A 22,456-nucleotide genomic window follows, 5' to 3' on the forward strand; every position below is an offset into this window, starting at 1 on the left:
GCGGCCACCGGACGCCGCAGGCAGGGGTGCCGCCCTATGCTCGGTCCGGTGACCAGGATCATCGCCGGATTCGCCGGCTCGCTCACCCTCCGGGTCCCGCGCGCGGGCACCCGCCCCACCAGCGACCGCGTGCGCGAGGCCGTCTTCTCGGCCCTCGAGGCCCGGGACGCCCTCGACGGCGCGACAGTGGTCGACCTCTACGCGGGCTCCGGCGCCCTCGGGCTCGAGTCGGCCAGCCGCGGAGCGAGCGCGGTCGTCCTGGTCGAGCGCGACCCGAAGGCCGCGCGGACCGCGGGCGAGAACGCACGGGCGATCGCGACCGCGGCGGCCAAGAACAAGCGGCCCGCCCCGCGGATCGAGGTGGTGACCGGCTCCGTCCGCTCCTTCCTCGACGGCTCTCCGGCCCTCAACACCGACACGGTGTTCCTCGACCCGCCCTACGACCTCGGCGAGGACGACCTGGCCGCCGATCTCGCCGGCGTGCTGCCTCTGCTGCGCGAGGACGCGGTGGTCGTCGTGGAGCGGAGCTCCCGCAGCCCGGAGCCGCGCTGGCCCTCGGGCCTGGAGCGGGAGCGGAGGAAGGACTACGGCGAGACCACGATCTGGTGGGCTTCGCCTGCTTCGCCTGCTTCGCCTGCTCCGCCTGCTCCGCCTGCTTCGCCTGCTTCGCCTGCTCCGCCTGCTCCGCCTGCTCCGCCTGCTTCTCCCGCTTCTCCCGCGGCCGGCTGACCGGCCTCAGCCCGCCGCGCCGTCCCAGCCGAGGTACGGGTCCCAGCCCCCGCGCCCCTCGAGCGCGACCCCGCCCAGGCGCACCTCCGGGTCCCCCTCGCGGACGACCCCGAGCGGGACGAAGCCCTCCGGCAGCGCCGCGGCGGGCGGGAAGCACGCGAGCATCGCGTGGTCCTCGCCGCCTCCCAGCACCAACGCCCTCGCCAGGTCGAGGTCCACGCCCTCCACGCCCGTGAGCCCGCGCGCGTGCACGTCGACCGCCGCGGCATCGAGGTCGATCGCCACTCCGCTCGCACGCGCCATCCGACGGGCGTCGAGCACCACGCCGTCCGAGACGTCCATCATCGCGGTGGCGGTCCCGCCCGCGGCCTCGCCCGCGGAGATCGGCGCGGTCGGGCGCAGCTGCGCCTCGAGGAGGGACGGATGCCGCTCGCGGAGCCGGGCGGCGAGGTCGGCCGACGGCTCCCCGTCCCGCCGCGCCTGCTCGAACAAGAGGCGCAGCCCGAGTCCCGCTCGTCCCAGCGGACCGGCCACGGCCAGCACGTCCCCCGGCCTCGCACCGCTGCGGAGCACCGGCGGCCGTCCGTCGAGCGAGCCGAACGCCGTGATCGAGAGCGTGAGCGTCGCCGAGGCGGAGAGGTCTCCCCCGACGACTCCGCACCCCGGCGCCATCGCGGCGCAGCCGGCCGCGAGCCCGCCCGCGATCCCCTCCAGCACGTCGACGCCCAGCGACTGCGGCGCCGCGAGCGCGACGACGAGCCCGGTGGGCCGGGCCCCCATCGCCGCGACGTCGGCGAGGTTCGAGGCCGCCGCCTTCCAGCCCAGGTCCGCCGGGCTCGACCAGGCCAGCCGGAAGTCGGGGCCGTGCACCATCATGTCCGTGGTCACCACGAAGCGGCCGTCGGGAGCGCGCAGCACCGCGCAGTCGTCGCCGGGCCCGACCAGGGTCTCCGCTCCCGGGCCGCCGAGCCGGGCCAGCACCCTCGCGAGCACCTCGCCCTCGCTGAGCTCGGCCAGGGTGGGACTCCGATCCTCTGCCATGGTTCACACGCTAGCGTTGACGGCGATGTCCCCCCGCCGACTCCGCTCCCCCCTCCTCGCTGCTGCCGCCGTCCTGCTGCTCTCGGGCTGCTCGGCCGCCGTGGCCCTCGAGCCCGCCGCCGACGCGACGAGCACGGGCTGCGCGGAGGTGTCCGTCCGCCTGCCCGACGTGGTGGCGGAGCAGCCCGAGCGCGAGACGAACGCGCAGGGCACCGCCGCCTGGGGTACGCCGGCCGCGGTCATCCTGCACTGCGGAGTCGAGGTGCCCGGCCCGACGACGGACCTCTGCGTGAACGTCAGCGGCGTCGACTGGATCATCGACGAGACGCAGAAGGACGAGGACATCTACACGCTGACCACTTACGGGCGCGATCCCGCGGTGCAGATCACGGTCGACCAGAGCCGCGCGTCGGGGTCCTCCGCCGCGCTCGACCTGGCGAACGCCGTCTCCTACGTCCCGCAGACGCGCGAGTGCACCGACGTCTCGGACGCCGACACCCTCGATCCGACGGATACGCCCACCGGCTGAGCTTCAGCGTCAGACGCCGAGGGCTCGACTCGCTGCGGTGAGCGCACCATCGGAGGTCGCCCCGAGCTCGCGCGCGCGGGACGCGTACACGGCGGCCGCGGCCTGCAGCTCGCGCTCCAGCGCGTCGACACCGCCCGCGACGACCGTGCCCGCCCGGCCGCGCGTCTCGACCAGGCCCGCCGACTCCAGCTCCCGGTAGGAGCGGGCGACCGTCCCCGCGGCGACGCCCAGCGTCTCGGCCAGCGCGCGCACCGGCGGCAGCCGCGTGCCGACCGGCAGCTCGCCCGCGGCGATCAGAGCGGTGATCTGCTCACGGATCTGCTCGAAGGGCGCCGCGGCCGCGCCCGCCTCGACGCGGAGCGCGAGCGCCGACGTCATCGGGCGGCGACCGGGACGCGGTCGAGCGCCGAGTCGAGCAGCTCGCTGATCAGGTCCGGGTAGTCCACGCCGCTCGCGCCCCACATGCGCGGGAACATCGAGACCGGCGTGAAGCCGGGCATGGTGTTGATCTCGTTGACGACGAAGCCGTCGGCGGTGAGGAAGAAGTCGACCCGGGCGAGGCCCTCGGCTCCGATCACGTCGAAGGCGCGGATCGCGAGGGACCGCATCTCGGCGAGCTCACCGTCGGTCAGGTCGGCCGGGCAGACCAGCTCGATGCCGGACGCCCCGAGGTACTTCGCCTCGAAGTCGTAGAAGCCGCGGCCGGAGACGACCACCTCGCCGGCGACGGAGGCGCGGGCCGGAGCACCGCGGCGGCCGCCGAGCACGCCGATCTCGACCTCGCGGCCGACGATGCCCGACTCGATCAGCACCCGCGAGTCGTGCGCGAACGCCTCCTCCAGCGCGGCCTCGAGCTGCTCGCGCTCGTCGATCCGGCTGACGCCCACGCTCGAGCCGGCCCGCGCCGGCTTCACGAACGCGGGCAGGCCCAGCTCGTCGAGGGCCGAGGAGGCGTCGCCCGGGTCGGCGCGCCACTCCGCCTCGGTCACGAGGTACCAGGGCGCCACCGCGAGGCCCGCGGCCCGCAGCACCGTCTTGGTGAAGTGCTTGTCCATGCCGAGCGCCGACGCGAGCACGCCCGAGCCGACGTAGGGCAGCCCGACGAGCTCGAGCATCCCCTGGACGGTGCCGTCCTCGCCCCACGGGCCGTGCAGGATCGGCAGCACCACGTCGACCTCGCCGAGCGAGCGCGTCGCGCCGTCCTCGGTCGTCACGGTGAGCTCTCGCGAGAGGGCCGACTCCGGCCAGCGCACACGGGAGCCGTCGTCCTCGACGCGGGGCAGCGACGCGGCGTCGAGAGCGAACTTCTCAGGACGGTCCTCCTCGAGCACGAAGGCGCCGTCGGAGGTGATCCCGACGGGGATCACCTCGAAGCGGTCACGGTCGATCGCCCGCAGCACCCCGGCCGCCGTTGCGCAGCTGATCGAGTGCTCGCTGGAGCGCCCCCCGAACAGAACGGCCACGCGGAGCTTGCTGGTCATCGAGGTTCCTCTCACCCTGTGGCTCGTCCGAATCCGTGGTCAGGTGCGGCGCGATGTCCTTCGGATCGAGCGTACCGGCGAGCACCTGCGACACCTGCTCGACGATGGGCATGTCGACTCCCCTGGCGCGCGCCAGCTCGAGGACCGGCGCGACGGAGGCGAGCCCCTCCGCCGTCTGCTGCATCGACTTCACCACGTCGGTGAAGCTGTAGCCCTGGCCGAGCAGGCGTCCGGCCGTGTTGTTGCGCGAGAGCGAGGAGCTCGACGTCGCGATGAGGTCGCCGAGCCCCGCGAGCCCGGCCATCGTCTCGGCCCGTCCGCCGTAGGCCACCGCGAAGTCGGTCATCTCGGCGAGGCCGCGCGTGATGATCGACGCCTTCGTGTTCTCGCCGTAGCCGACGCCGTCGACGATGCCGATGGCCACGGCGATGAGGTTCTTCAGCACGCCGCCGAACTCGGTCCCGATCACGTCGGTGTTCACGTAGGAGCGGAAGTAGCGGTTGGTCGCCGCGAGAGCCACCTCCTGCGCGGTGACGAGGCTCTCGGAGGCGATGACCGCCGCGGTCGGCTGCTCCTTCGCGATCTCGAGGGCGAGGTTGGGCCCGGAGGCGACGGCGATCCGGTCGGGCGAGACGGGCAGCATCTGCGCGATCACCTCGCTCATCCGCTGGCCGGTGCCCTTCTCGACTCCCTTCATCAGGCTCACCAGCACCGTGCGCTCGGTGAGGAACGGCGTGATCGCCTCGAGGTTGCTCCGCAGCGACTGCGACGGGATGGAGAGGTAGACGTGGTCCGCGCCCTCCAGCGCCTCCTCGATGCGCGGCGTGGCCCGGATGTTGCGCGGGAGGTTGATGCCGGGGAGGTAGTCGCTGTTGCGCTTGGCCTCGGTGATCTCGCGCGCGAGCTCGGCCCGGCGCGCCCACATCACGACGTCGGAGCCGCCGTCGGCGAGGATCTTCGCGAACGTGGTGCCCCAGCTGCCGGCGCCGAGCACGGCGACGCGGCGAGGCACGGGGAGGGGCGCCTTCCTACTGCTCGGACTCAAAGCGACCCGTGCCCTTCTGGTTGTGCTCGGAGGGGTTCCAGCGCTTCTCGGGCGCCGCCTCGCCGCGCAGCTCCTCGAGCAGGGCGGTGATCGCGGCCATCACGACCGCGGAGGCCTCGGTGAGAGTGGCGGAGTCGAGGCTGCGGCCCCGGAAGGCGGACAGGTCGACGGGGTCGCCGACGAGGACGTCGACGCGCTTGCGGCGGAAGAGGGTGATCCGCTTGGAGTAGCGGCCCATCAGCTGCTGGGCGCCCCAGTGCGCGACGGGGACGACGGGCAGGCCGTACTGCAGCGCCATCCGCACGGCCCCCGTCTTGCCGCGCATCGGCCAGAGCTCGGGGTCGCGGGTGAGGGTACCCTCCGGGTAGATGATGACCGACCCTCCCTCGTCCACGAGCGCCTTGGCGGTCTTCAGCGGCTCGCTGCCGCGGACCGAGCCCGAACGCTCGACGGGGATCTGGCCGGAGCGGCGCAGGATCGCTCCGAGCACGGGCACCGAGAACAGCGAGGCCTTGGCGAGGAACCGCGGTGCGCGGCCGGAGCGCCACAGCGTCCAGCCCGTGATGATCGGATCGATCTCGCTGTAGTGGTTCGGCGCGAACACGAAGGCCCCGGTGCTCGGGATCTTCTCCGCGTCGCGGATCCGGAGGTCGACCGAGGCGGTCATCACGGGGATCACCGCCGCCGCGAGGAACCAGAAGATGGACGGACGGCTTCGCTCAGACACCCGCCCATCCTCGCATCCCGGCTCCCGTGCCCGAAGCCGAGGGAACCCCGACCCGTCGAGGGAGCCTGCTGGTGCAGGTTCCCTCGACGGTCCGGGGTTCCCTCGATCAGGCGTCGAGCGAGAAGTCGGCGCCCAGCAGCTCGAGCTTGGTGAGGAAGTTCTCGTAGCCGCGGCTGATGATGCCGACGTTCGAGACCGTGGAGGTCCCCTCGGCCGAGAGAGCAGCGATCAGGTGCGAGAAGCCGCCGCGGAGGTCCGGCACGACGATGTCGGCGCCGTGCAGCTTCGAGGGTCCCGAGATCACGGCCGAGTGCATGAAGTTGCGCTGCCCGAAGCGGCAGGCCTGCCCGCCGAGGCACTCGCGGTGGATCTGGATGGTCGCGCCCATCTCGACGAGCGCGTCGACGAAGCCGAAGCGCTGCTCGTAGACGGTCTCGTGCACGATCGAGACGCCCTTGGCCTTCGTGAGCGCCACGACCAGCGGCTGCTGCCAGTCGGTCATGAAGCCGGGGTGCACGTCGGTCTCGATGATGACCGGCTTGAGCTCGCCGCCCGGGTGGTAGAAGCGGATGCCGTCCTCGGCGATCTCGAACGCGCCGCCGACCTTGCGGAAGACGTTGAGGAAGGTGGTCATCTCCTGCTGGCGGGCGCCGCCGACGAAGATGTCGCCGTCGGTCGCGAGGGCCGCGGCCGCCCAGGAGGCCGCCTCGTTGCGGTCGAAGAGCGCGCGGTGGGAGTAGCCGGTGAGCCGGTCCACGCCCTCGATGCGGATCACGCGGTCGGTGTCGACCGAGATGATGGCGCCCATCTTCTGCAGGATGTTGATCAGGTCCATGATCTCGGGCTCGATCGCCGCGCCCGAGAGCTCGGTGATGCCGGAGGCGCGCACCGCGGTCAGGAGGACCTGCTCGGTCGCTCCGACGCTCGGGTAGGGCAGCGACACCTTGGCGCCGTGAAGGCCCTCGGGGGCCGACATCCGGATGCCGGAGGGCAGCTTCTCGATGACCGCTCCGAAGTTGCGGAGGACCTCGAGGTGGTAGTCGATCGGGCGGTCGCCGATGCGGCAGCCGCCGAGGTCGGGGATGAACGCCTCGCCGAGGCGGTGCAGGAGCGGGCCGCAGAAGAGGATCGGGATGCGGCTGGAGCCGGCGTGCGCGTCGATGTCGGCGAAGTGCGCGGACTCGACGTTCGAGGGGTCGAGGATCAGCTCGCCGACCTCGGAGCCCTGCTTCACCTTGACGCCGTGCACCTCGAGGAGGCCCTTCACGACGCGGACGTCGCTGATGTCGGGCACGTCGCGGAGGGTGGAGGCGGTCTCGCCGAGGAGCGCCGCGACCATCGCCTTGGTGACGAGGTTCTTCGCTCCCTTGAGCTCGATGCGCCCCACCAGCGGCCGACCGCCCTTGATGGTGATCCGCTCCGTCGTCATCCCCACGCGGGCTCCCGAGGCCTTGGCGTCCTGGAGGGCCTTGGCGTCCTGAAGAAGTGTGTTCACGCTATTTCACCGGCAATGTCTTGGGCCGCCAGCTCTCGCGGCGGGTCTCGAATTCGGAAATGAGCGCTTCGTCGCGCAGGGTCAGGCCGATGTCGTCCAGGCCCTCGATCAGGCGCCATCGAGTGTAGTCGTCGATCTCGAAGTCGAAGGCCTCGCCACCGGCGGTGACCGTACGCGCAACCAGATCCACCGTCGGTTCTATTCCCGGGGTGCTCTCGATGATGTCCCACAGCCGCTCCACGTCGGCCTCGGACACGACGGCGGCGAGGAGTCCCTGCTTGCCGGCGTTGCCGCGGAAGATGTCGCCGAAGCGGGGCGAGATCACGACCCGGAAGCCGTAGTCGCGCAGCGCCCAGACAGCGTGCTCGCGGCTGGAGCCGATGGCGAAATCGGGGCCGGCGACGAGGATGCCGGCACCGCGGTAGCGCTCCTGGTTGAGGACGAAGTCCTCGTCCTGCCGCCAGCCGTGGAAGAGTGCGTCCTCGAATCCGGTCTTCGTGATGCGGCGGAGGTAGATGCCGGGGAGGATCTGGTCGGTGTCGACGTTGGCGCGCTTCAGTGGCGCGGCGAGGGCCGTGACGGTCTCGAACTTCTGCACGGTCAGACTCCTGCTCTCTCGCGGACCGGCTCCAGGTCGGAGGGACTGGACAGGGTGCCCCGCACGGCCGTGGCCGCAGCGACCAGGGGCGAGACGAGGTGGGTCTTCGCCCCCTTGCCCTGACGACCCTCGAAGTTGCGGTTGGAGGTGGAGGCCACCCGCTCCCCCTGGACGAGCTGGTCGGTGTTCATCCCGAGGCACATCGAGCAGCCGGCGAAGCGCCACTCCCCGCCGAACGCGGTGACGATCCGGTCGATCCCCTCGGCCTCGGCCTCGAGCCGCACCCGGGCGGAGCCGGGTACGACCATCACGCGGACGCCGGGGGCCTTGGTGCGCCCCTCGACGATCGCGGCGAAGGCCCGCAGGTCCTCGATCCGGGAGTTGGTGCAGGAGCCCATGAAGACCACGTCGACCGGGATCTCCTTCATCGGCGTGCCGGGCTCCAGCGCCATGTACTCCAGCGCTCGCAGAGCGCTGGCGCGCTCGTTCGGATCGTCGAGGACCTCGGGGTCCGGTACTGCCTCCGAGAGCGAGACGCCCTGGCCGGGGTTCGTGCCCCAGGTGACGAACGGCTCGAGCGCGTCGGCGTCGATCACGACCTCGGCGTCGAAGACGGCGCCCTCGTCGCTCGGCAGCGTCCGCCAGTAGGCGACCGCGGCGTCCCAGTCCTCTCCCGAAGGAGCGTGCGGACGGCCGCGCAGGTACGCGAAGGTCGTCTCGTCCGGCGCGACCATGCCGGCCCGCGCACCCGCCTCGATCGACATGTTGCAGATCGTCATCCGGCCCTCCATCGAGAGCGCCCGGATCGCGGAGCCGCGGTACTCGAGGATGTACCCCTGGCCGCCTCCGGTGCCGATGCGGGCGATGACCGCGAGGATGATGTCCTTGGCCGTCACCCCCTCCTTCAGCGTCCCCTCGACGGTGATCGCCATCGTCTTGAAGCGCTGCAGCGGCAGCGTCTGCGTGGCCATCACGTGCTCGACCTCGCTCGTGCCGATGCCGAAGGCGATAGCGCCGAAAGCGCCGTGCGTGGAGGTGTGCGAGTCGCCGCAGACCACAGTGACGCCGGGCATCGTCAAGCCCAGCTGGGGGCCGACGACGTGCACGATGCCCTGCTCGACGTCGCCCAGGGAGTGCAGGCGGACGCCGAACTCGGCGGCGTTGCGGCGCAGCGCATCGATCTGGGTGCGGCTGATCGGATCCTCGATGGGGCGTCCGATCTCGAGGGTCGGCGTGTTGTGGTCCTCGGTGGCGATGGTGAGGTCCGGCCGGCGCAGCGGGCGCCCCGCGGCACGCAGGCCGTCGAACGGCTGCGGGCTGGTCACCTCGTGCAGCAGGTGCAGGTCGATGTAGAGCAGGTCGGGAGCGCCGTTCTCGCCCGCGACGACGACGTGGTCGTCCCAGACCTTCTCGGCGAGGGTGCGCGGCCCCTCGACCCCCCTGCCGGTCCGAGCTCCGCTCGACGCGGTCGCGGCTGTTCCGGGTGTGGTCTCGATCATGACGGTTCCTTCTCCTCCTGGAGTCGCTGCTCGGCCGGGCGAGGCACCGCGACGAGGGAGGCCGTCAGATCGAGGTCTCGTCGCGGCACGGAAGGAGGTGCGGGCCGCTCAGCATGGACCGAGAATAGCACCGCGCTCCCCCGCTCCCGGGAGCCGGCGGCGCGCGGTCGACGGGCTCAGGCGCGGGCGTCGAGCACCGCGTCGACGACGACGACGGTCACGTTGTCCCGACCGCCGGCCTCCACCGCCGCGCCCACGAGCGCCTGAGCGAGGTCGGCCGGATCCCCGGAGTCGCGCCGCGCGAACAGCGCCGCGATCCGCTCGTCCGGGAGCTCCTTCGTGAGTCCGTCGGAGCAGAGCAGGTAGCTGGCGCGCGGAACGACGGGGAGCGTCCAGACGTCCGTCTCGACCTCCTCGTCGGCGCCGAGGGCGCGGGTGACGATGTTGCGGTCGGGGTGCGACTCGGCCGACTCCCGCGTGAGCAGACCCGCCGAGACGAGCTCCTGCACGGCCGAGTGGTCCACGGTCAGCTGCTCGAGCTCCGTCCCGTCCCAGCGGTAGACGCGCGAGTCGCCGACGTTGAACAGCGCCCAGCGCGCAGGCCCGGCCGGCTCGGGGAGGACGAGCATCAGCCCGGTGAGGGTCGTGCCGCAGAGCGCACCGCCCACGTCCAGTGCGCGCACCGCCGAATTGGCGCCCTCGACCAGGTCGAACACCGCGTCGACCGGTCCGAGGGCCGTCGGCCGGTTCTCGTGCAGAGCCCCGACCGCGGCGGCGCTCGCGAGGTCGCCGCGGGCGTGCCCGCCCATGCCGTCGGCGACCGCGAGCAGCAGTTCGTCGGCGAGGAGGGAGTCCTCGTTGACCCGGCGGACGGCTCCGACGTCGGTGCTGCTGCTGACGGCGAGTCGCAGCGCCCCCTGGGGCAGGTCGACGGTGGTGGTCGTCATCGCGGGATCACTTCTCCTCGGCGGCCGAGCGGGCGTCGTCCGAGACGACCTCGGGGTGCCCGCCGTGCATCTCGATGTGGCGGTGCTCGCGGCGCATCTTCGCCAGGCTCGCGAGCGTCGCGACGGTCATGCTCAGGACGATGACCACCAGCGAGGTGATCGTGTCGATGTCCCACACCGGCACGGGCTCGCCGCCGTTGAGGAAGGGCAGGTCGTTCTCGTGCAGGGCGTGCAGGACGAGCTTCACGCCGATGAAGGCGAGGATGAACGCGATGCCGTACTTGAGGTACTCGAGCTTGTCGATGAGGCCGCCGAGCAGGAAGTAGAGCTGGCGGAGCCCCATCAGGGCGAAGATGTTCGCGGTGAAGACGATGAACGGGCTCTCCGTGATGCCGAAGATCGCCGGGATCGAGTCGAGCGCGAAGAGAAGGTCGGTCGAGCCGATCGCGAGGAACACGATCAGCATCGGGGTGAAGTACCGGGTTCCGTCCTTGACCGTGCGGATCTTCGAGCCGTCGAACTCGTCCGAGATCTTCACGCGCTTGCGCAGGAGGCGGATGAGCAGGTTGTCCGTGCCCTCGTCCTCGTCCTCCTTGCCGAACGCCTGGTTCCACGCCGTGTAGACCAGGAACGCGCCGAAGAGGTAGAAGATCCAGCTGAAGCTCTCGATGAGCTGCGCGCCGAGGAGGATGAAGATCCCGCGGAAGACCAGCGCGATGATGATGCCCACCATCAGCACCTCCTGCTGCAGCTTCGCCGGCACCGCGAAGCGGCCCATGATGATGACGAAGACGAACAGGTTGTCGATCGAGAGGCTGTACTCGGTCAGCCAGCCCGCGACGAACTGGCCGGCGAGCTCGCCGCCGCCGAGGATCAGCATCGCCAGCGCGAAGATCAGCGCGAGCGTGACGTAGAAGCCGACCCAGAGGCCGGACTCCTTCAGGCTCGGCACGTGCGGGCGCTTGTAGACCAGCAGCAGGTCGGCGGCGAGGATCAGGCTCAGGACGACGAACGAGCCGATCACGAACCAGACGGGCAGATCGAGCATGAGGGCCTTCCGAGTGGGTGGGGGGCCGAAAGTCTCTCCCCGGGGAGCGGACGGCCGTGCCGGTCCGCGTCACCCGTCCCGCCCCCGGCGCCGCGCAGGGGCGGTGCGTACTGACGGGAGCGGAAAGGCGGGATACTCCCCTTCGCGGATGCGATCCTAGCGCCGATCCACTCGGATGCCGCCTCGGGGCGGCGGAGCGGGGACGTGACGATCGACACAGCGCGTCGAGCGGGTGCCGGGGGGCGAGCACCCAGGGTGTTAAACGAGAAGAACCCCCGGTCAGACCGGGGGTTCTTCTCGTGTTGCCGTGGTGACCCCAGCGGGATTTGAACCCGCGTTACCGCCGTGAGAGGGCGACGTCCTAGGCCGCTAAACGATGGGGCCGCGTTTTTGCAACTCGAAGAGTGTTGCACACGGATCCGCATCGATGCAAATCGAGCGCCCGGCCCACCCGGTCTCCTCGCGGCCCGGGCCTTGCCCGCCGCCCGCCGAGGCGGTTGGCTCGGGGCATGAGACTGACGAAACTCGAGCACGCCGCCGTCCTGATCGAGGAGGACGGCGCCCGCCTGGTGATCGACCCCGGGTCCTTCACCCGGCCCGTCGAGGGGACGGCCGGAACCGTCGCCGTGGTGCTCACCCACGAGCACGCCGACCACTGGACCCCGGAGCAGCTGCAGCGCCTGCGCGACGCGGCCCCGTCGCTGCGGATCCTCGGCCCGGCCGGGGTCGCCGCCGCCGCCGAGGGCTTCGACGTCGAGACGGTCGCCGACGGCGATGTCGTGACGGTGGGCCCGTTCGAGCTGCGCTTCTTCGGCTCCCGTCACGCGGTGATCCACCGCAGCATCCCCGTGATCGACAACGTGGGCGTCCTGGTGAACGGCCGGGTCTACTACGCCGGCGACTCGTTCACAGTGCCGGAGGGCGTCGATGTCGAGATCCTCGCTGCTCCCTCGGGAGCACCGTGGATGAAGATCGCCGAGGCGATGGACTACGTGCTCGAGCTCGCCCCGCGGCACGCCTTCGCGACCCACGAGCAGGTGCTCTCGGAGGCGGGGCGCTCGCTCGGCCACGACCGGCTCGGCTGGGCGGTGCGCGAGGGCGGCGGGCAGTACCACGCGCTCGAGCCCGGCGACGTGCTCGAGCTCTGACGCCGGGTACGCCGACGGCCGGGTCGGGGTGAGTCCCGGCCCGGCCGTCGCGCCGTTCCGCTAGCGGATCAGTAGTACTCGCCCTGGCGGTAGTCCCAGGAGTTGAACTGCTCGGCGAGGTTCAGCATGATGCGCTCGTAGTCGAGGCCGCGGCGGATCAGCACGGGGCCCGGGGTGATCGAGCGCTCGCCGCCCTGCACGGGGATGAGGGCGCCCGAGGCGTCCACCATCGAGACCATGACGCCCTGCTCGTGGCGGGAGTCCTCGTCCTTGTCCGGCTGGATCGAGGAGACGTAGGAGTCGGCCGAGACGATGACGTCGGCCTCGTTCTCGATCCGCTCGCCGATGTTCGCGACGCGGCCGCGGTTGCCCACGCCCGAGGGGTTGGCCGAGCTGGCGAAGGTGAGGGTGCGGTCGCGCTCCCACATGGTGGCGACCAGCTGCTCGGCCGGGCGGCCGAAGCGGATGACGAAGCAGCTGGTGCCCCGTCCGTCGCGGACCAGCTCGCGGGCGTCCTCGTCGATCAGGTCGACGGCCTCGGCCTTCCACGGGAGGATGCAGCCGAGCAGGACGTCCTGGTCCCAGTGCTTCTGGTAGAAGGCGAGGACCTCCTCGTTGAGCTCGGCGAGCTCGGTGAGCTGCTCGATGCTGGAGCAGAGCACGACGCCCGGCTTGTTGCGGTTGCGCTGCTTGGCCGAGAACTTGCGCTCGAGGCCCGCTCCGTCGGTCGTCATCAGGATGTAGCCGACCTTGGTCGCGCAGACGACCAGTCCACCGGGGGCGTAGAGCGCGTCCACCGCTTCCGCAGGAGCCTGCTCACGCCATTCGATCACCGTCGTGCTGGTCATTCTTTCCCTTTCGTGGTGTCCAGAGACGCCATGGGCGGGGCCCCGGCCGAGCGGAAGCCTAGCGGATCGCCTCCCGTCGTCCGCGGCGGTGATGCCGCGAACGGACGCGCACCGGGCTCCGGATCGACTCCGGTGCCCGGTGCGCGCCCGTCCGCGCCGCGCGCGCCGACGGGACGGCTCAGGCGAGGGCCGTGAGCGAGCCTCGCGCGAGCGTGTTGACGGTCAGATGGAAGCCGACCAGCGAGGCCGGAGTCGACTCGTCGACCGGCAGCGTCGGCACTCCGAGCGCGTGCACCGTGAAGAGGTAGCGGTGCGGGCGGTCACCGGGCGGCGGGGCCGCACCGGCGTAGGCGAGCGACCCGAGGTCGTTGAGCGCCGGGCGCCCCACGTCCGTCGAGCCGGCGGCCAGCTCGGTGACCTCCTTCGGGATGTCGACCAGGACCCAGTGGTGGATGCCGCCGAGGGTCGGCGCATCGGGGTCGAACACGGTCACGGCGTACGACTGCGTGCCCTCGGGGCCGGCGCTCCAGCGCAGGGACGGGCTGGTGTCGCCGCTCCCCTGGGCCTCGGCGAGCCGCTCGCCGTCGGTCACGTCGTCGCTGGACACCTCCAGGGGCGCCGTCGCGGGCAGGAAGTCGAGCGGGTGCGGGGGCGTGCTCCTGGTCAGATCGGTCATGTCGTTCTCCTTCTCTCTCAGTCGGTGACTCGGCCGCGGACGCCGTCGAGCCAGTAGTCGGAGTGGCGGTCCGCGGTCGCCGCGTCGCGGAACGAGTACGTCTTCAGCAGCCAGCGGAAGCGGGTCTTGTCGCGGTCCTGGACGTCGACGAGCTGACGGCTGTGCAGGCCGTCCTGGTTCGCGATGATCAGCAGGTCCGCGTCGCGGATCCGGTGGTACTGCTCGCTGACCTTCGAGAGCGCATCGCGGAACTGCCAGAGCGCCCACAGGTGCGGCAGGTCGTCCGGGTCGGCCGGCACCGTCCGGGTGTCGTAGTAGCGGAAGCTGTGCTCGTTCTCGAGCAGAGCGTGCTGGTCCGACACGATCTGGTTCTTGTTCTGGGCGCGCGAGAGCTCGTCGAACGGGGTGATGTAGACCGCCTCGCGCAGGAGCGCCTGGTTCTCGGGTGAGATGAAGCGCAGGATCTCGCGGCCGTCGACGTACTTCGTGTAGACGAGGTCGGTCTCGGGCGTGCGCAGCCCCAGGAGCGAGATGAAGTCGGCGCGCACCGGGTGCGCGGTCCGCTCGTTGTGCCAGTACAGCTCGCCGTCGGTCTTCTGCGTCTGGGTGTTCGAGAAGCGGTTGTCCGCGTAGACGTCCTGGAAGAAGTCGCCGTTGTTGCGGGTGGCGTACGCCAGCAGCGGCGATCCGAGGTACTGCGACTGCAGCTCGAGCAGGCCCTCGCCGACGAAGGTCAGCTTCTTGCGGTATTTGTCCTCGAGCGCGTCGTCCTGGTCGAGCCAGGGGATCTCGTCGTCGACCGGGTTGTTCGAGATCAGGTGCGCGTAGGTGATCTTCTCGTCGCGCTCGCGCCGGATGCGGGCGAGCGCGTCGACGAAGCCCTGCGGGACGTCGCCGCTGTCGATCAGCGCGGCGATCGCGTCGCGGAAGCGGTCGTAGTCCTTGTAGGGATCGATGGCGATCGCCAGCAGCGACTGCTGGAGGGCCGATCGGTCGGAATCGGAGAACGTGTAGATGGGCTGCATTGCTTCACTCCTTGCACGTGGATGAGGGACGCCGCCCGCGGGCTCGTCCCGGACTTCCTCTGTCACTCCGCTTCTGCGGTGACGGCCCTCCTCTCCTGTCGCCGCATCGAGACGGCCCCGATCGTCTGCGCGAGGACCGCGAGGACGACGAGGACGACGAGGGTCGGCGCGGTCCCTCCCGTGTGAGGGACGAGGATCCCGGCGCCGATGAGCAGGACGGCCTGGAGGATCCCCTGGTTGCGCTCCAGTCTTCGCATCACCGCGACCCGGGCGCCGTCCTCGAGCCCGTTCATCGCGGGCGCCAGGGCGATCATCGTCGCGGGCCTCACGAAGCCGCCCGCGATCCCGAGCAGGGCGAGGCCGGCGATCGCGGCACCGAGCACCCCGAGGGTGGTCAGGGCGAGGCCCAGCACCTGGGTGAGCGCCGTCAGCCTGAAGACCAGGGGCGTGCCGGCGATGAGCGGTGAGAGCCGGGCGGCGGCCAGGCCGGCGAGCGTGTAGAGGCCGAGCACCAGGCCGAACGCGGGCAGCGTCAGTCGCAGCTCTTGGAACAGCAGCAGCGGGACCACGAACGTGTAGGCGGCGAGCAGGACGGCGCGGTTCACGGAGTAGTAGAGGGACCAGAAGCGCACCGCGGCGGGCAGGACGGCCGGCCGCACCGCGCGCGCCGCCGCTCCCGGGGCGGCGCTCGAGCCGAGCGGCAGGCGGGCGAGGAGCACCACGGCCAGCGCGGCGCACGACACGAGCGCGCTGAGGAGGAACGGCAGCCGGTCCCAGAGCGCGAGCGAAGCGGCTCCGAGCACTCCCGCGCCGAAGGAGGCGAGGAACATCCCGCTCTGCACCCTTGTCTCCTGGCGGCGGGCATCGGCTCCATCGCGCAGCGAGGAGGCCAGCGCGGCGTCCCGCCCGGCCGTCAGCGCGAAGCCGCAGCCGGCGAGCAGCTGGCTGATCACGACGGCGACCGGATCCGCGTCCAGCACGATCACGACGAGGCCGAGGGCCTTCACGCCCTCGCCGACGACGAGCGCCCCAGCCGAGGACAGGCGGCGCGTGAGGGGCGAGAGCGGGCCGTCGGCGAGCGCCGCCACCACTCCGTAGAGCGCCAGCAGCAGCGCCACGGCCAGGATCGGGTACCCCCTCGCCAGCAGGAACACTGCGACCACGGGCAGGTGGAAGTAGGCGCGCGAGACGATCCGGTAGACCGTTATCAGGCCGGCGGCGCCGCGGCCGCGCGATGCGTCCCCGCGCCCGAGGTCAGACAAGGGAGGGCACGACGACGCGCAGTGCGTCGGCCCCCACGTCGCCCTGGCGGATGATCGACGCGCCGCCTACCAGGGAGACGATCGTGCTGCTCATCGTGGAGTCGGGGGCGGTGGTGCTGCGGATCAGGTAGTCGCTGTCGCCGCCGAGGTGCTCCGCAGCGAGGGCGAAGTCGACGAGTCCGGTCGACACCGTGCCGCTGATGTTGGCGGAGGTGGCCGCGAGCGGCAGGCCCGCGAAGACCGAGAGCAGGTTGATCGGGGCGCTGAGGTTGTGCACGACCGACACCGTGTCCTGGCCCGAGGTGACCCAGTCCGGGACGACGGGCTTGCGGCGCAGGATGACGTTCAGCGGCCCCGGCCAGAACGCTGCGACGAGGGCGTTCATGTCGGCCGACTCCGGGGCGAAGGCCCAGGTCGCCCAGTCGCGGGGCGCGGAGACGAAGAGGGTGAGCGGCTTCGCCCCGTCCCGCTTCTTCATGTCGTAGAGGCGGGAGCAGGCGATGCGCGAGAAGGGGCTGGCGAACACGCCGTAGTTCGTGTCGGTCTGCGCGATGACGGTGGCGCCCTCGCGGAGCTCCTGCCCGACGCGCCGGAGCTCGTCGAGATCGGACGCGTCGATGATCTGTGCCGTCATAGGTGGTTCTCCTGCTGCGCTCGGGCGCGTCCGGCGGGACCGGATCGCGTCGCTGTCGGGGGTGGTCCGCTGACGGCGGCGTCCCACGGAGGACGCCTGGCGGGGGGAGGGTGCTGAGCCCGTCCCGATGCGGGTGACCACGGAGGAGAGATGCGGCTGCGTCCTCCCCCCGAGGACGTCTGCCCGGCGAAAGTAGCACGGTGCGAATCCGGCTCGAGTGTTCACGACTCTGCGTGACGAAAGAAGTCGACGACGCCGGGGAGCAGGGTCGACGATCGGTATGTTCCGCTGACGCGCCGCATCTCCGCGGCGTTCTCCGGCTCCGCGGATCCGCGCGATCGTCCGTTCGACGGCGCACCACGCCCAGGGCCGCACGGCTCGCGGCGACCCGGTCTCCGGCCCCCCTCCCCGACAGAAGGACCGCCCATGATCGACTACTGGCCCGTGCTCCTCATCCTGCTCACGATCGTGGCCGTCGTGGTCCTGATCGTCGTGCTGAAGGTCGAGCCGGTGATCGCCCTCCTCGTCTCGGCCCTCGGGCTCGGCCTCGTCTCGGGGCAGGGCGGCGAGGGGACGGTGACGGCGATGACGTCCGGATTCGGCGCGGTCCTCGGCGACATCGGCCTGCTGATCGCGCTCGGACTGCTGCTCGGGTCGCTCCTGGAGGCGCTGGGCGTGGCTCCGCTGCTCGCCCGCTGGCTCGTGGCGCGCTTCGGTCGGCGCGCGCTCCCGGTCGCGTACGCGCTGACCCTCGGCGTAGCCTTCCCCTCGATCTACTCCGACGTGCTCGTCGTGATGAGCGCACCGCTGACCCGTCTGGCCTCGCGGGGGCTCGGCGCCGGAGGCTACGGCCTGCTGGCCGGCTCCTCCATCGTCGGGATGATCGTGGGCGTGGTCTTCGTCGTCCCCGGAGCCGCGGCGCTGGCCACGGCGGGCATCGCGGGCGCTCCCCTGCCGTCGATGGTCGCCATCGGCGCCCCGCTGGGCATAGTCACCATCGTGCTGACCGTGCTGGTGTACAGCGCCCTGGTGAAGCGCGGCGGCTGGCGGGACGAGCGCGACCTCGAGGGAGGGGCGGTCTCCGGACCCGCTCCGGAGTCCGAGGCGGGCGCGGCCACGGGAGGCACGGCGCTCGCGACGCGGCGGGTGCCGCTCGCGCTGGCCGTCGCCCCGATCGCCCTCACGATCGTGCTGATCGCCACGAACTCGCTCACCCAGCTGGCCGAGCTCGACGTCCCGCTCCTGCGGTTCCTCGGTGACGCGCACATCGCGCTGCTGGCCGGCCTGGTGCTGGCCTACGCGACGGCACTGCGGATGCTCCCGAAAGGCACCGTGTCCACGGCACTGGGCGGAGCTCTGACCCGCAGCGGCCCGATCGTCATCCTGACCGGAGTCAGCGGCAGCCTCGCCGCCGTGGTCGGAGGAACCGGGGTCGGCGACGCGCTCGCCGGCGCCTTCGACGGGCGGGCACTCTCGCCGATCCTCCTCACCTGGGTCGTCGCGGCTGTGCTGCACGCAGCGATCGGCTCGGTCTCGACGGCCGCGATCACCGCGGTCGGCATCGTCGCTCCGCTGATCCCCGTGCTCGACGTGAACCCGGCGCTGATCGCCCTGGCCGCCGGCTCCGGCGCGCTCTTCCTCGGGATGGTCAACGCCAACGCGTTCTGGCTCTTCAAGTCCGTGCTCGGCCTCACCGTGCGGGGCACGTTCACCGCCTACTCGCTGACGCTCTCGATCGCCTCGGTCATCTCGCTGCTGGCGCTGCTGGTGGCGGGAGCGTTCGTCTGAGCGTCGGCCGGTCCCCAGGAGGCGACGGTCGCGAGGTCGGCGCCGAACTCGACCCGGAGGCGGACCGGCGGGCCGCCGCGCAGCACGTCCGGCAGCCACAGGCGCGCGTCGTCCCACATCCGGTCGAACGGCACCTCCTCGACCGGGACGAACGCGGCCGCGAGCTCGCTGGACGCGGCGACGTCGCCCGTCGTCCGGCGGCAGAGGAAGACGTGGGAGCGCTGGCTCCACGCGGGCCGGTGGGGGAAGGAGTAGTCGAGCACACCGCGTGGCTCCAGGTCGGCCGGGAGGGCGACGAGCCCCGCCTCCTCCTGCAGCTCGCGGACGGCCGCGTCGACGGGCGACTCGCCGGGCTCGAGCTTGCCGCCGGGGGCGACCACGCGGCCCTCGCCGAGGCCCCGGCGCTTCCGGCCGAGGAGCACCTCCGCACCCCGCGGGCCGTCGCGGAGGACGTAGACGACGCAGACCTCGGGCAGTCCCACCGCGCACCTCCGCTCCGGCGGGCCGGGGGCCCGGCACCGCCGTCGTAGGCTAGCCCGGTGACGACGACCGCGCTCGAGCGCTTCCAGGCCCTGCTGCGCGTCGACACCGTGTCCCACTCGGACGAGTCGGCGACCGACTGGAGCCGCTTCCACGCCTTCCGGGAGCTCGTCGCCGAGCTCTACCCGGCGCTGCACGCGGCGCTGGAGTCCGAGACCGTCGCCGGCCACTCCCTCCTCTGGCGCTGGCGAGGCGAGGAGCCGGGCGAGCCGGCCGTGCTGATGGCCCACTACGACGTGGTCAGCGTGACGGCGGCGGAGTGGTCGCACGACCCGTTCGCGGCCGAGACCGTCGTCGGAGCGGACGGCCGCACCTCCGTCGTGGCGCGCGGCGCCCTCGACGACAAGGGCTCCCTCGTCGCCCTCCTCGAGGCGGTCGAGGCCGCCGTCGTCCGGGGCGAGCGGCCCCGGAACGACGTCTACCTCCTCTCCACGCACAACGAGGAGACGGCCGGCGACGGCGCCCCCTCGGTCGTAGCCCTGCTCGGAGCACGCGGGGTCCGCCCCCGCCTCGTGCTCGACGAGGGCGGGAACGTGCGGCGCGGCATCCTGCCCGGCGTCACCACCCCGATCGCCGTGATCGGCGTCACCGAGCGCGGGATCATGAACCTCGAGCTGACCTGCCGCGACGTCGGCGGCCACGCCTCCGCTCCGCCGCCCCCGCCCGGGCTGCTCGCGACCCAGCGGCTCGCGAGGGCGATCCACCGCCTGACCGAGAACCCGTTCCCCTCCACCCTCCCGGAGCCCATCGCAGAGCTGGTGCGCGCCGCTGCCGACCACGCGGACGCGGCCCACGCCGTCTGGTACGCCCGCCCGCACGAGCACCCGGACGCCGTCATCGGCGCGCTCGCCGCCCACTCCAACCGCTCGGCCGCGATGCTGCGGACGACGGTCGCGATCACCGAGCTGCGGGGCAGCACCGGGGCGAACGTCCTCGCCTCCAGCGCGAGCGCCACGGCGAACGTGCGGATCAACCCCGGCGGCACGGTCGCGGGAGTGGTCGAGCGCATCCGCGCCGTCATCGACGACCCCGAGGTCGAGGTCGAGGTGAAGGTCGCCCACGAGCCCTCCCCCGTCTCCCCCACCGGCGAGCCCGGCGACGGAGGGCCGTACGACCTGCTGCGCGCGGTCGTCCAGGAGTCGTTCCCGGAGGCGGTCGTCGCGCCCTACGTGCAGACCGGCGGCAGCGACGCGCGGCACTTCCACGCGATCAGCGACCACGTCTACCGCTTCATCCCGTTCGAGATCAGCCCGCGGCAGCAGCTCGGGATCCACGGGGTCGACGAGTCGGTCGAGACCGACCAGTTCGAGCGCGCGATCGCGTTCTACGCGCGGCTGCTCGCCCGGCTCTGATCCGGGTCGGTCGGCCGGGCCTCCGGCAGCGCGCCCGGCGGGGATCCGTCCCGTGCGGTGGTCCTCCGGGGTCCGGGAGGACCGCGCAGCGACCGGCAACCTGGGAGAACCGTTCGATGACGCGCCGACCGGTGTTGGCCGGGAGTTCACCCCGCGATGATGGACTGGTTCCAGCGGGGTCGCCTCCGCTGAGACAGAGCGCAAGTGCCGACGCCGGGTCGCGTGATCCGGCTCCCGCCGATCGTGGAACCCGAGGATCATGTCCCTCCGCCAGGCCGAGTACCCCCGGCCCAACCACTTCATCCTTCACCTGAGCGACACCCACTTCATCGCCGGAGACGGCGGCCTCTACGGCTCCGACGTCGACAGCGAGGCCCAGCTGCGGCTCCTGTTCGACGAGCTGGAGGCGTCCGGCGGACGACCGGAGGCGATCGTCATCACCGGCGATCTCGCCGACAAGGGCGAGCCGCAGGCGTACGCGAAGCTGCGCGCCGTCGTCGAGCCCGCGGCCGCGCGCCTCGGCGCCGAGGTGATCTGGGTGATGGGCAACCACGACGACCGCGGCGCGTTCCGCTCGGGGCTGCTCGACCAGCTCCCGACCACGCAGCCGGTCGACCGCGTGCACGACGTGAACGGGCTCCGGATCATCGCTCTGGACTCCACCGTGCCCGGCGCCCACTACGGCGAGATCTCGGATGCGCAGCTCGACTGGCTGGCGGAGGAGCTCTCCAGCCCGGCCCCCCACGGCACGATCCTCGCGCTGCACCACCCCCCGGTGCCGAGCGTGCTCGACCTCTCGGTCCTCGTGGAGCTGCGCGACCAGCCCGCCCTCGCGGAGGTGCTCGAAGGCTCCGACGTCCGCAGCATCATCGCGGGCCACCTGCACTACTCGTCGACAGCGATGTTCGCCGGCATCCCCGTCTCGGTCGCGTCGGCCACCTGCTACACGCAGGACCTCAACGTGCCGGTGGGTGCGACCCGCGCCCGCAACGGCGCCCAGGCGTTCAACCTGATCCACGTCTACGACGACACGGTGCTGCACTCGGTCGTGCCGATCGGCGCCTCGACCGAGGTGTCCTACGTCTCGGCGAACGAGACCCAGCGCATCCTCGCGGACCACGGCGTCGAGATCGCCGCGGCGACGGCGGCCCCGGTCTCGCGCGACGAGGCTCTGTACCCGCCGCTCGTGGAGCCGGTGGGCGTCAGCGCCTAGGGCCCGCCGGGCTCCGCCCGCCTGGGGGCGTGCGATCTGCAGGAGGACGTGCGATCTGCAGGCCCTCCTGGGCGTCGCGTGCGATCTGCAGGCCCTCCTCGCCGCGGTGTGCGATCTGCAGGCACGCCACCCTGCCGCGTGCGATCTGCAGGGGAGTGTGCGATCTGCAGGCCGTCCAGCGCGGAGATCGATCTCATCCGCTCGACGAGGACGCGACTATCGAGATCCCCTGCAGATCGCCCCACCACCTGCAGATCGCACCGGCCACTGCACATCGCGCCGGCCCCTGCACATCGCACAGTGCGGGGAGGAAGCGGCTCCTTCACCGGGGAGCGTGCGATCTGCAGGAGAACATGCGATCTGCAGGAGATCCGGTCCGGTCGGTGTGCGATCTGCAGGAGATCCGGTCCGGTCGGTGTGCGATCTGCAGGAGATCGGTGTGCGATCTGCAGTAGATCCGGCTCGGAGAGCGTTCTCATCCTCGTGCAGAATCCACGATGGTCGACATTCCCTGCAGATCGCACAGGCCCCTTCAGATCGCACGGACCCCTGCAAATCGGACAGGCCCCGGCAGATCGGACGGACCCCTGCAGATCGCACAGGCCCCTGCGGATCGCACGTGCACGCCTCCTGCGAACGGAGCCGCGGACGCGTCAGCGCCCGGAGCCGCCGGCGCGGTCCCGCGCGAACAGCCATCCGGCGAACGCCAGCGCCGCGGCCAGCGCGACGCCCACGCCGACGCCTGCTCCCACTCCGATGCCCGGGAACACGAGCGAGCTCGCCAGGCCGAGCAGCAGCCCGGCCACCGCTCCCCCGACGGCCCAGCCCACG

At 71.8% G+C, this 22,456-nt stretch carries 23 protein-coding genes and 1 tRNA gene; 6 read left to right on the forward strand and 18 right to left on the reverse strand.

Features of this window, described 5'->3' with window-relative positions:
* Positions 1-48 precede the first annotated feature (48 nt).
* A complete protein-coding gene (locus C5D44_RS09805; protein WP_104281562.1) occupies positions 49-729 on the forward strand; it encodes an RsmD family RNA methyltransferase in 681 nt (226 codons plus the stop codon).
* 6 nt (positions 730-735) lie between these two features.
* Here the strand turns inward: C5D44_RS09805 and thiL are convergent, their stop codons facing one another.
* The gene (gene thiL, locus C5D44_RS09810) at positions 736-1,770 is read right to left on the reverse strand and encodes a thiamine-phosphate kinase (RefSeq protein ID WP_104281536.1); all 1,035 of its coding nucleotides are present in this window, start codon (positions 1,768-1,770) and stop codon (positions 736-738) included.
* A gap of 25 nt (positions 1,771-1,795) precedes the next feature.
* Here thiL and C5D44_RS09815 point away from each other — a divergent pair, with 25 nt between their 5' ends.
* Positions 1,796-2,299 (forward strand): DUF3515 family protein, encoded by a 504-nt coding sequence (locus tag C5D44_RS09815; protein WP_104281537.1) that lies wholly within the window; start codon positions 1,796-1,798, stop codon positions 2,297-2,299.
* Between the two features lie 9 nt (positions 2,300-2,308).
* Here the strand turns inward: C5D44_RS09815 and C5D44_RS09820 are convergent, their stop codons facing one another.
* The 10 genes from C5D44_RS09820 to C5D44_RS09865 all read right to left on the reverse strand — a co-directional run bounded on the left by C5D44_RS09820 (position 2,309) and on the right by C5D44_RS09865 (position 11,523).
* Positions 2,309-2,677, reverse strand: a complete 369-nt coding sequence (locus C5D44_RS09820) for a GntR family transcriptional regulator (RefSeq protein WP_104281538.1) — start codon at positions 2,675-2,677, stop codon at positions 2,309-2,311.
* A complete protein-coding gene (locus tag C5D44_RS09825) occupies positions 2,674-3,780 on the reverse strand; it encodes a D-alanine--D-alanine ligase family protein (protein WP_104281539.1) in 1,107 nt (368 codons plus the stop codon). The genes C5D44_RS09820 and C5D44_RS09825 overlap by 4 nt, the downstream gene beginning before the upstream one ends.
* Complete coding sequence (locus C5D44_RS09830) at positions 3,677-4,792, reverse strand: NAD(P)H-dependent glycerol-3-phosphate dehydrogenase (protein WP_181067828.1); 1,116 nt, start codon at positions 4,790-4,792, stop codon at positions 3,677-3,679. Before C5D44_RS09830 ends, C5D44_RS09825 begins: the two co-directional genes overlap by 104 nt.
* A gap of 16 nt (positions 4,793-4,808) precedes the next feature.
* Positions 4,809-5,552, reverse strand: coding sequence for a lysophospholipid acyltransferase family protein (locus C5D44_RS09835; protein ID WP_374953930.1), 744 nt, complete (start codon positions 5,550-5,552; stop codon positions 4,809-4,811).
* Positions 5,553-5,658: 106 nt separating this feature from the next.
* Positions 5,659-6,981 carry a UDP-N-acetylglucosamine 1-carboxyvinyltransferase gene (gene murA / locus C5D44_RS09840; protein ID WP_181118484.1) on the reverse strand — a complete coding sequence of 441 codons (1,323 nt, stop codon included), beginning with the start codon at positions 6,979-6,981 and terminating at the stop codon, positions 5,659-5,661.
* Between the two features lie 67 nt (positions 6,982-7,048).
* Entirely contained in the window at positions 7,049-7,645 is a 597-nt protein-coding gene (leuD, locus tag C5D44_RS09845; protein ID WP_104281540.1) for a 3-isopropylmalate dehydratase small subunit, read from the reverse strand.
* A gap of 2 nt (positions 7,646-7,647) precedes the next feature.
* Positions 7,648-9,144, reverse strand: a complete 1,497-nt coding sequence (gene leuC, locus C5D44_RS09850) for a 3-isopropylmalate dehydratase large subunit (RefSeq protein WP_104281541.1) — start codon at positions 9,142-9,144, stop codon at positions 7,648-7,650.
* Between the two features lie 176 nt (positions 9,145-9,320).
* Positions 9,321-10,091 carry a PP2C family serine/threonine-protein phosphatase gene (locus C5D44_RS09855; RefSeq protein ID WP_104276532.1) on the reverse strand — a complete coding sequence of 257 codons (771 nt, stop codon included), beginning with the start codon at positions 10,089-10,091 and terminating at the stop codon, positions 9,321-9,323.
* Between the two features lie 7 nt (positions 10,092-10,098).
* Positions 10,099-11,139 (reverse strand): TerC family protein, encoded by a 1,041-nt coding sequence (locus C5D44_RS09860; RefSeq protein ID WP_104281542.1) that lies wholly within the window; start codon positions 11,137-11,139, stop codon positions 10,099-10,101.
* 308 nt (positions 11,140-11,447) lie between these two features.
* Positions 11,448-11,523 (reverse strand) — tRNA-Glu (locus tag C5D44_RS09865).
* Between the two features lie 125 nt (positions 11,524-11,648).
* On the opposite strand from C5D44_RS09865, the gene C5D44_RS09870 reads away from it, so the two are divergent.
* Complete coding sequence (locus tag C5D44_RS09870) at positions 11,649-12,287, forward strand: MBL fold metallo-hydrolase (protein ID WP_104281543.1); 639 nt, start codon at positions 11,649-11,651, stop codon at positions 12,285-12,287.
* Between the two features lie 68 nt (positions 12,288-12,355).
* Here the strand turns inward: C5D44_RS09870 and C5D44_RS09875 are convergent, their stop codons facing one another.
* From C5D44_RS09875 to C5D44_RS09895, 5 genes are all read right to left on the reverse strand, one after another.
* Positions 12,356-13,135: an L-threonylcarbamoyladenylate synthase gene (locus C5D44_RS09875; protein WP_104223084.1), complete on the reverse strand. Its 780-nt coding sequence runs from the start codon at positions 13,133-13,135 to the stop codon at positions 12,356-12,358.
* 178 nt (positions 13,136-13,313) lie between these two features.
* Positions 13,314-13,811, reverse strand: coding sequence for a YbhB/YbcL family Raf kinase inhibitor-like protein (locus C5D44_RS09880; RefSeq protein WP_104281544.1), 498 nt, complete (start codon positions 13,809-13,811; stop codon positions 13,314-13,316).
* A gap of 17 nt (positions 13,812-13,828) precedes the next feature.
* Positions 13,829-14,836 (reverse strand): TauD/TfdA family dioxygenase, encoded by a 1,008-nt coding sequence (locus tag C5D44_RS09885; RefSeq protein WP_104281545.1) that lies wholly within the window; start codon positions 14,834-14,836, stop codon positions 13,829-13,831.
* Positions 14,837-14,898: 62 nt separating this feature from the next.
* Positions 14,899-16,098 (reverse strand): hypothetical protein, encoded by a 1,200-nt coding sequence (locus C5D44_RS09890; protein WP_104281546.1) that lies wholly within the window; start codon positions 16,096-16,098, stop codon positions 14,899-14,901.
* Positions 16,091-16,732, reverse strand: a complete 642-nt coding sequence (locus tag C5D44_RS09895) for an L-threonylcarbamoyladenylate synthase (RefSeq protein WP_104281547.1) — start codon at positions 16,730-16,732, stop codon at positions 16,091-16,093. The genes C5D44_RS09890 and C5D44_RS09895 overlap by 8 nt, the downstream gene beginning before the upstream one ends.
* A gap of 426 nt (positions 16,733-17,158) precedes the next feature.
* Here C5D44_RS09895 and C5D44_RS09900 point away from each other — a divergent pair, with 426 nt between their 5' ends.
* Positions 17,159-18,520 (forward strand): GntP family permease, encoded by a 1,362-nt coding sequence (locus C5D44_RS09900; protein WP_104276525.1) that lies wholly within the window; start codon positions 17,159-17,161, stop codon positions 18,518-18,520.
* Here the strand turns inward: C5D44_RS09900 and C5D44_RS09905 are convergent.
* The gene (locus C5D44_RS09905; RefSeq protein WP_181109952.1) at positions 18,448-19,002 is read right to left on the reverse strand and encodes an 8-oxo-dGTP diphosphatase; all 555 of its coding nucleotides are present in this window, start codon (positions 19,000-19,002) and stop codon (positions 18,448-18,450) included. The two genes, C5D44_RS09900 and C5D44_RS09905, sit on opposite strands and share 73 nt — an antisense overlap.
* A 57-nt stretch (positions 19,003-19,059) precedes the next feature.
* Between C5D44_RS09905 and C5D44_RS09910 the strand changes: the two genes are divergently transcribed.
* The gene (locus C5D44_RS09910; RefSeq protein WP_104281548.1) at positions 19,060-20,412 is read left to right on the forward strand and encodes a M20/M25/M40 family metallo-hydrolase; all 1,353 of its coding nucleotides are present in this window, start codon (positions 19,060-19,062) and stop codon (positions 20,410-20,412) included.
* Positions 20,413-20,671: 259 nt separating this feature from the next.
* Positions 20,672-21,625, forward strand: coding sequence for a phosphodiesterase (locus C5D44_RS09915; RefSeq protein ID WP_104281549.1), 954 nt, complete (start codon positions 20,672-20,674; stop codon positions 21,623-21,625).
* A gap of 653 nt (positions 21,626-22,278) precedes the next feature.
* Here the strand turns inward: C5D44_RS09915 and C5D44_RS18060 are convergent.
* Positions 22,279-22,455 (reverse strand): hypothetical protein, encoded by a 177-nt coding sequence (locus tag C5D44_RS18060; RefSeq protein ID WP_181109951.1) that lies wholly within the window; start codon positions 22,453-22,455, stop codon positions 22,279-22,281.
* Position 22,456 lies beyond the last annotated feature (1 nt).

It is taken from the genome of Rathayibacter sp. AY1B5 (genome assembly GCF_002932795.1).
Lineage (GTDB): Bacteria > Actinomycetota > Actinomycetes > Actinomycetales > Microbacteriaceae > Rathayibacter.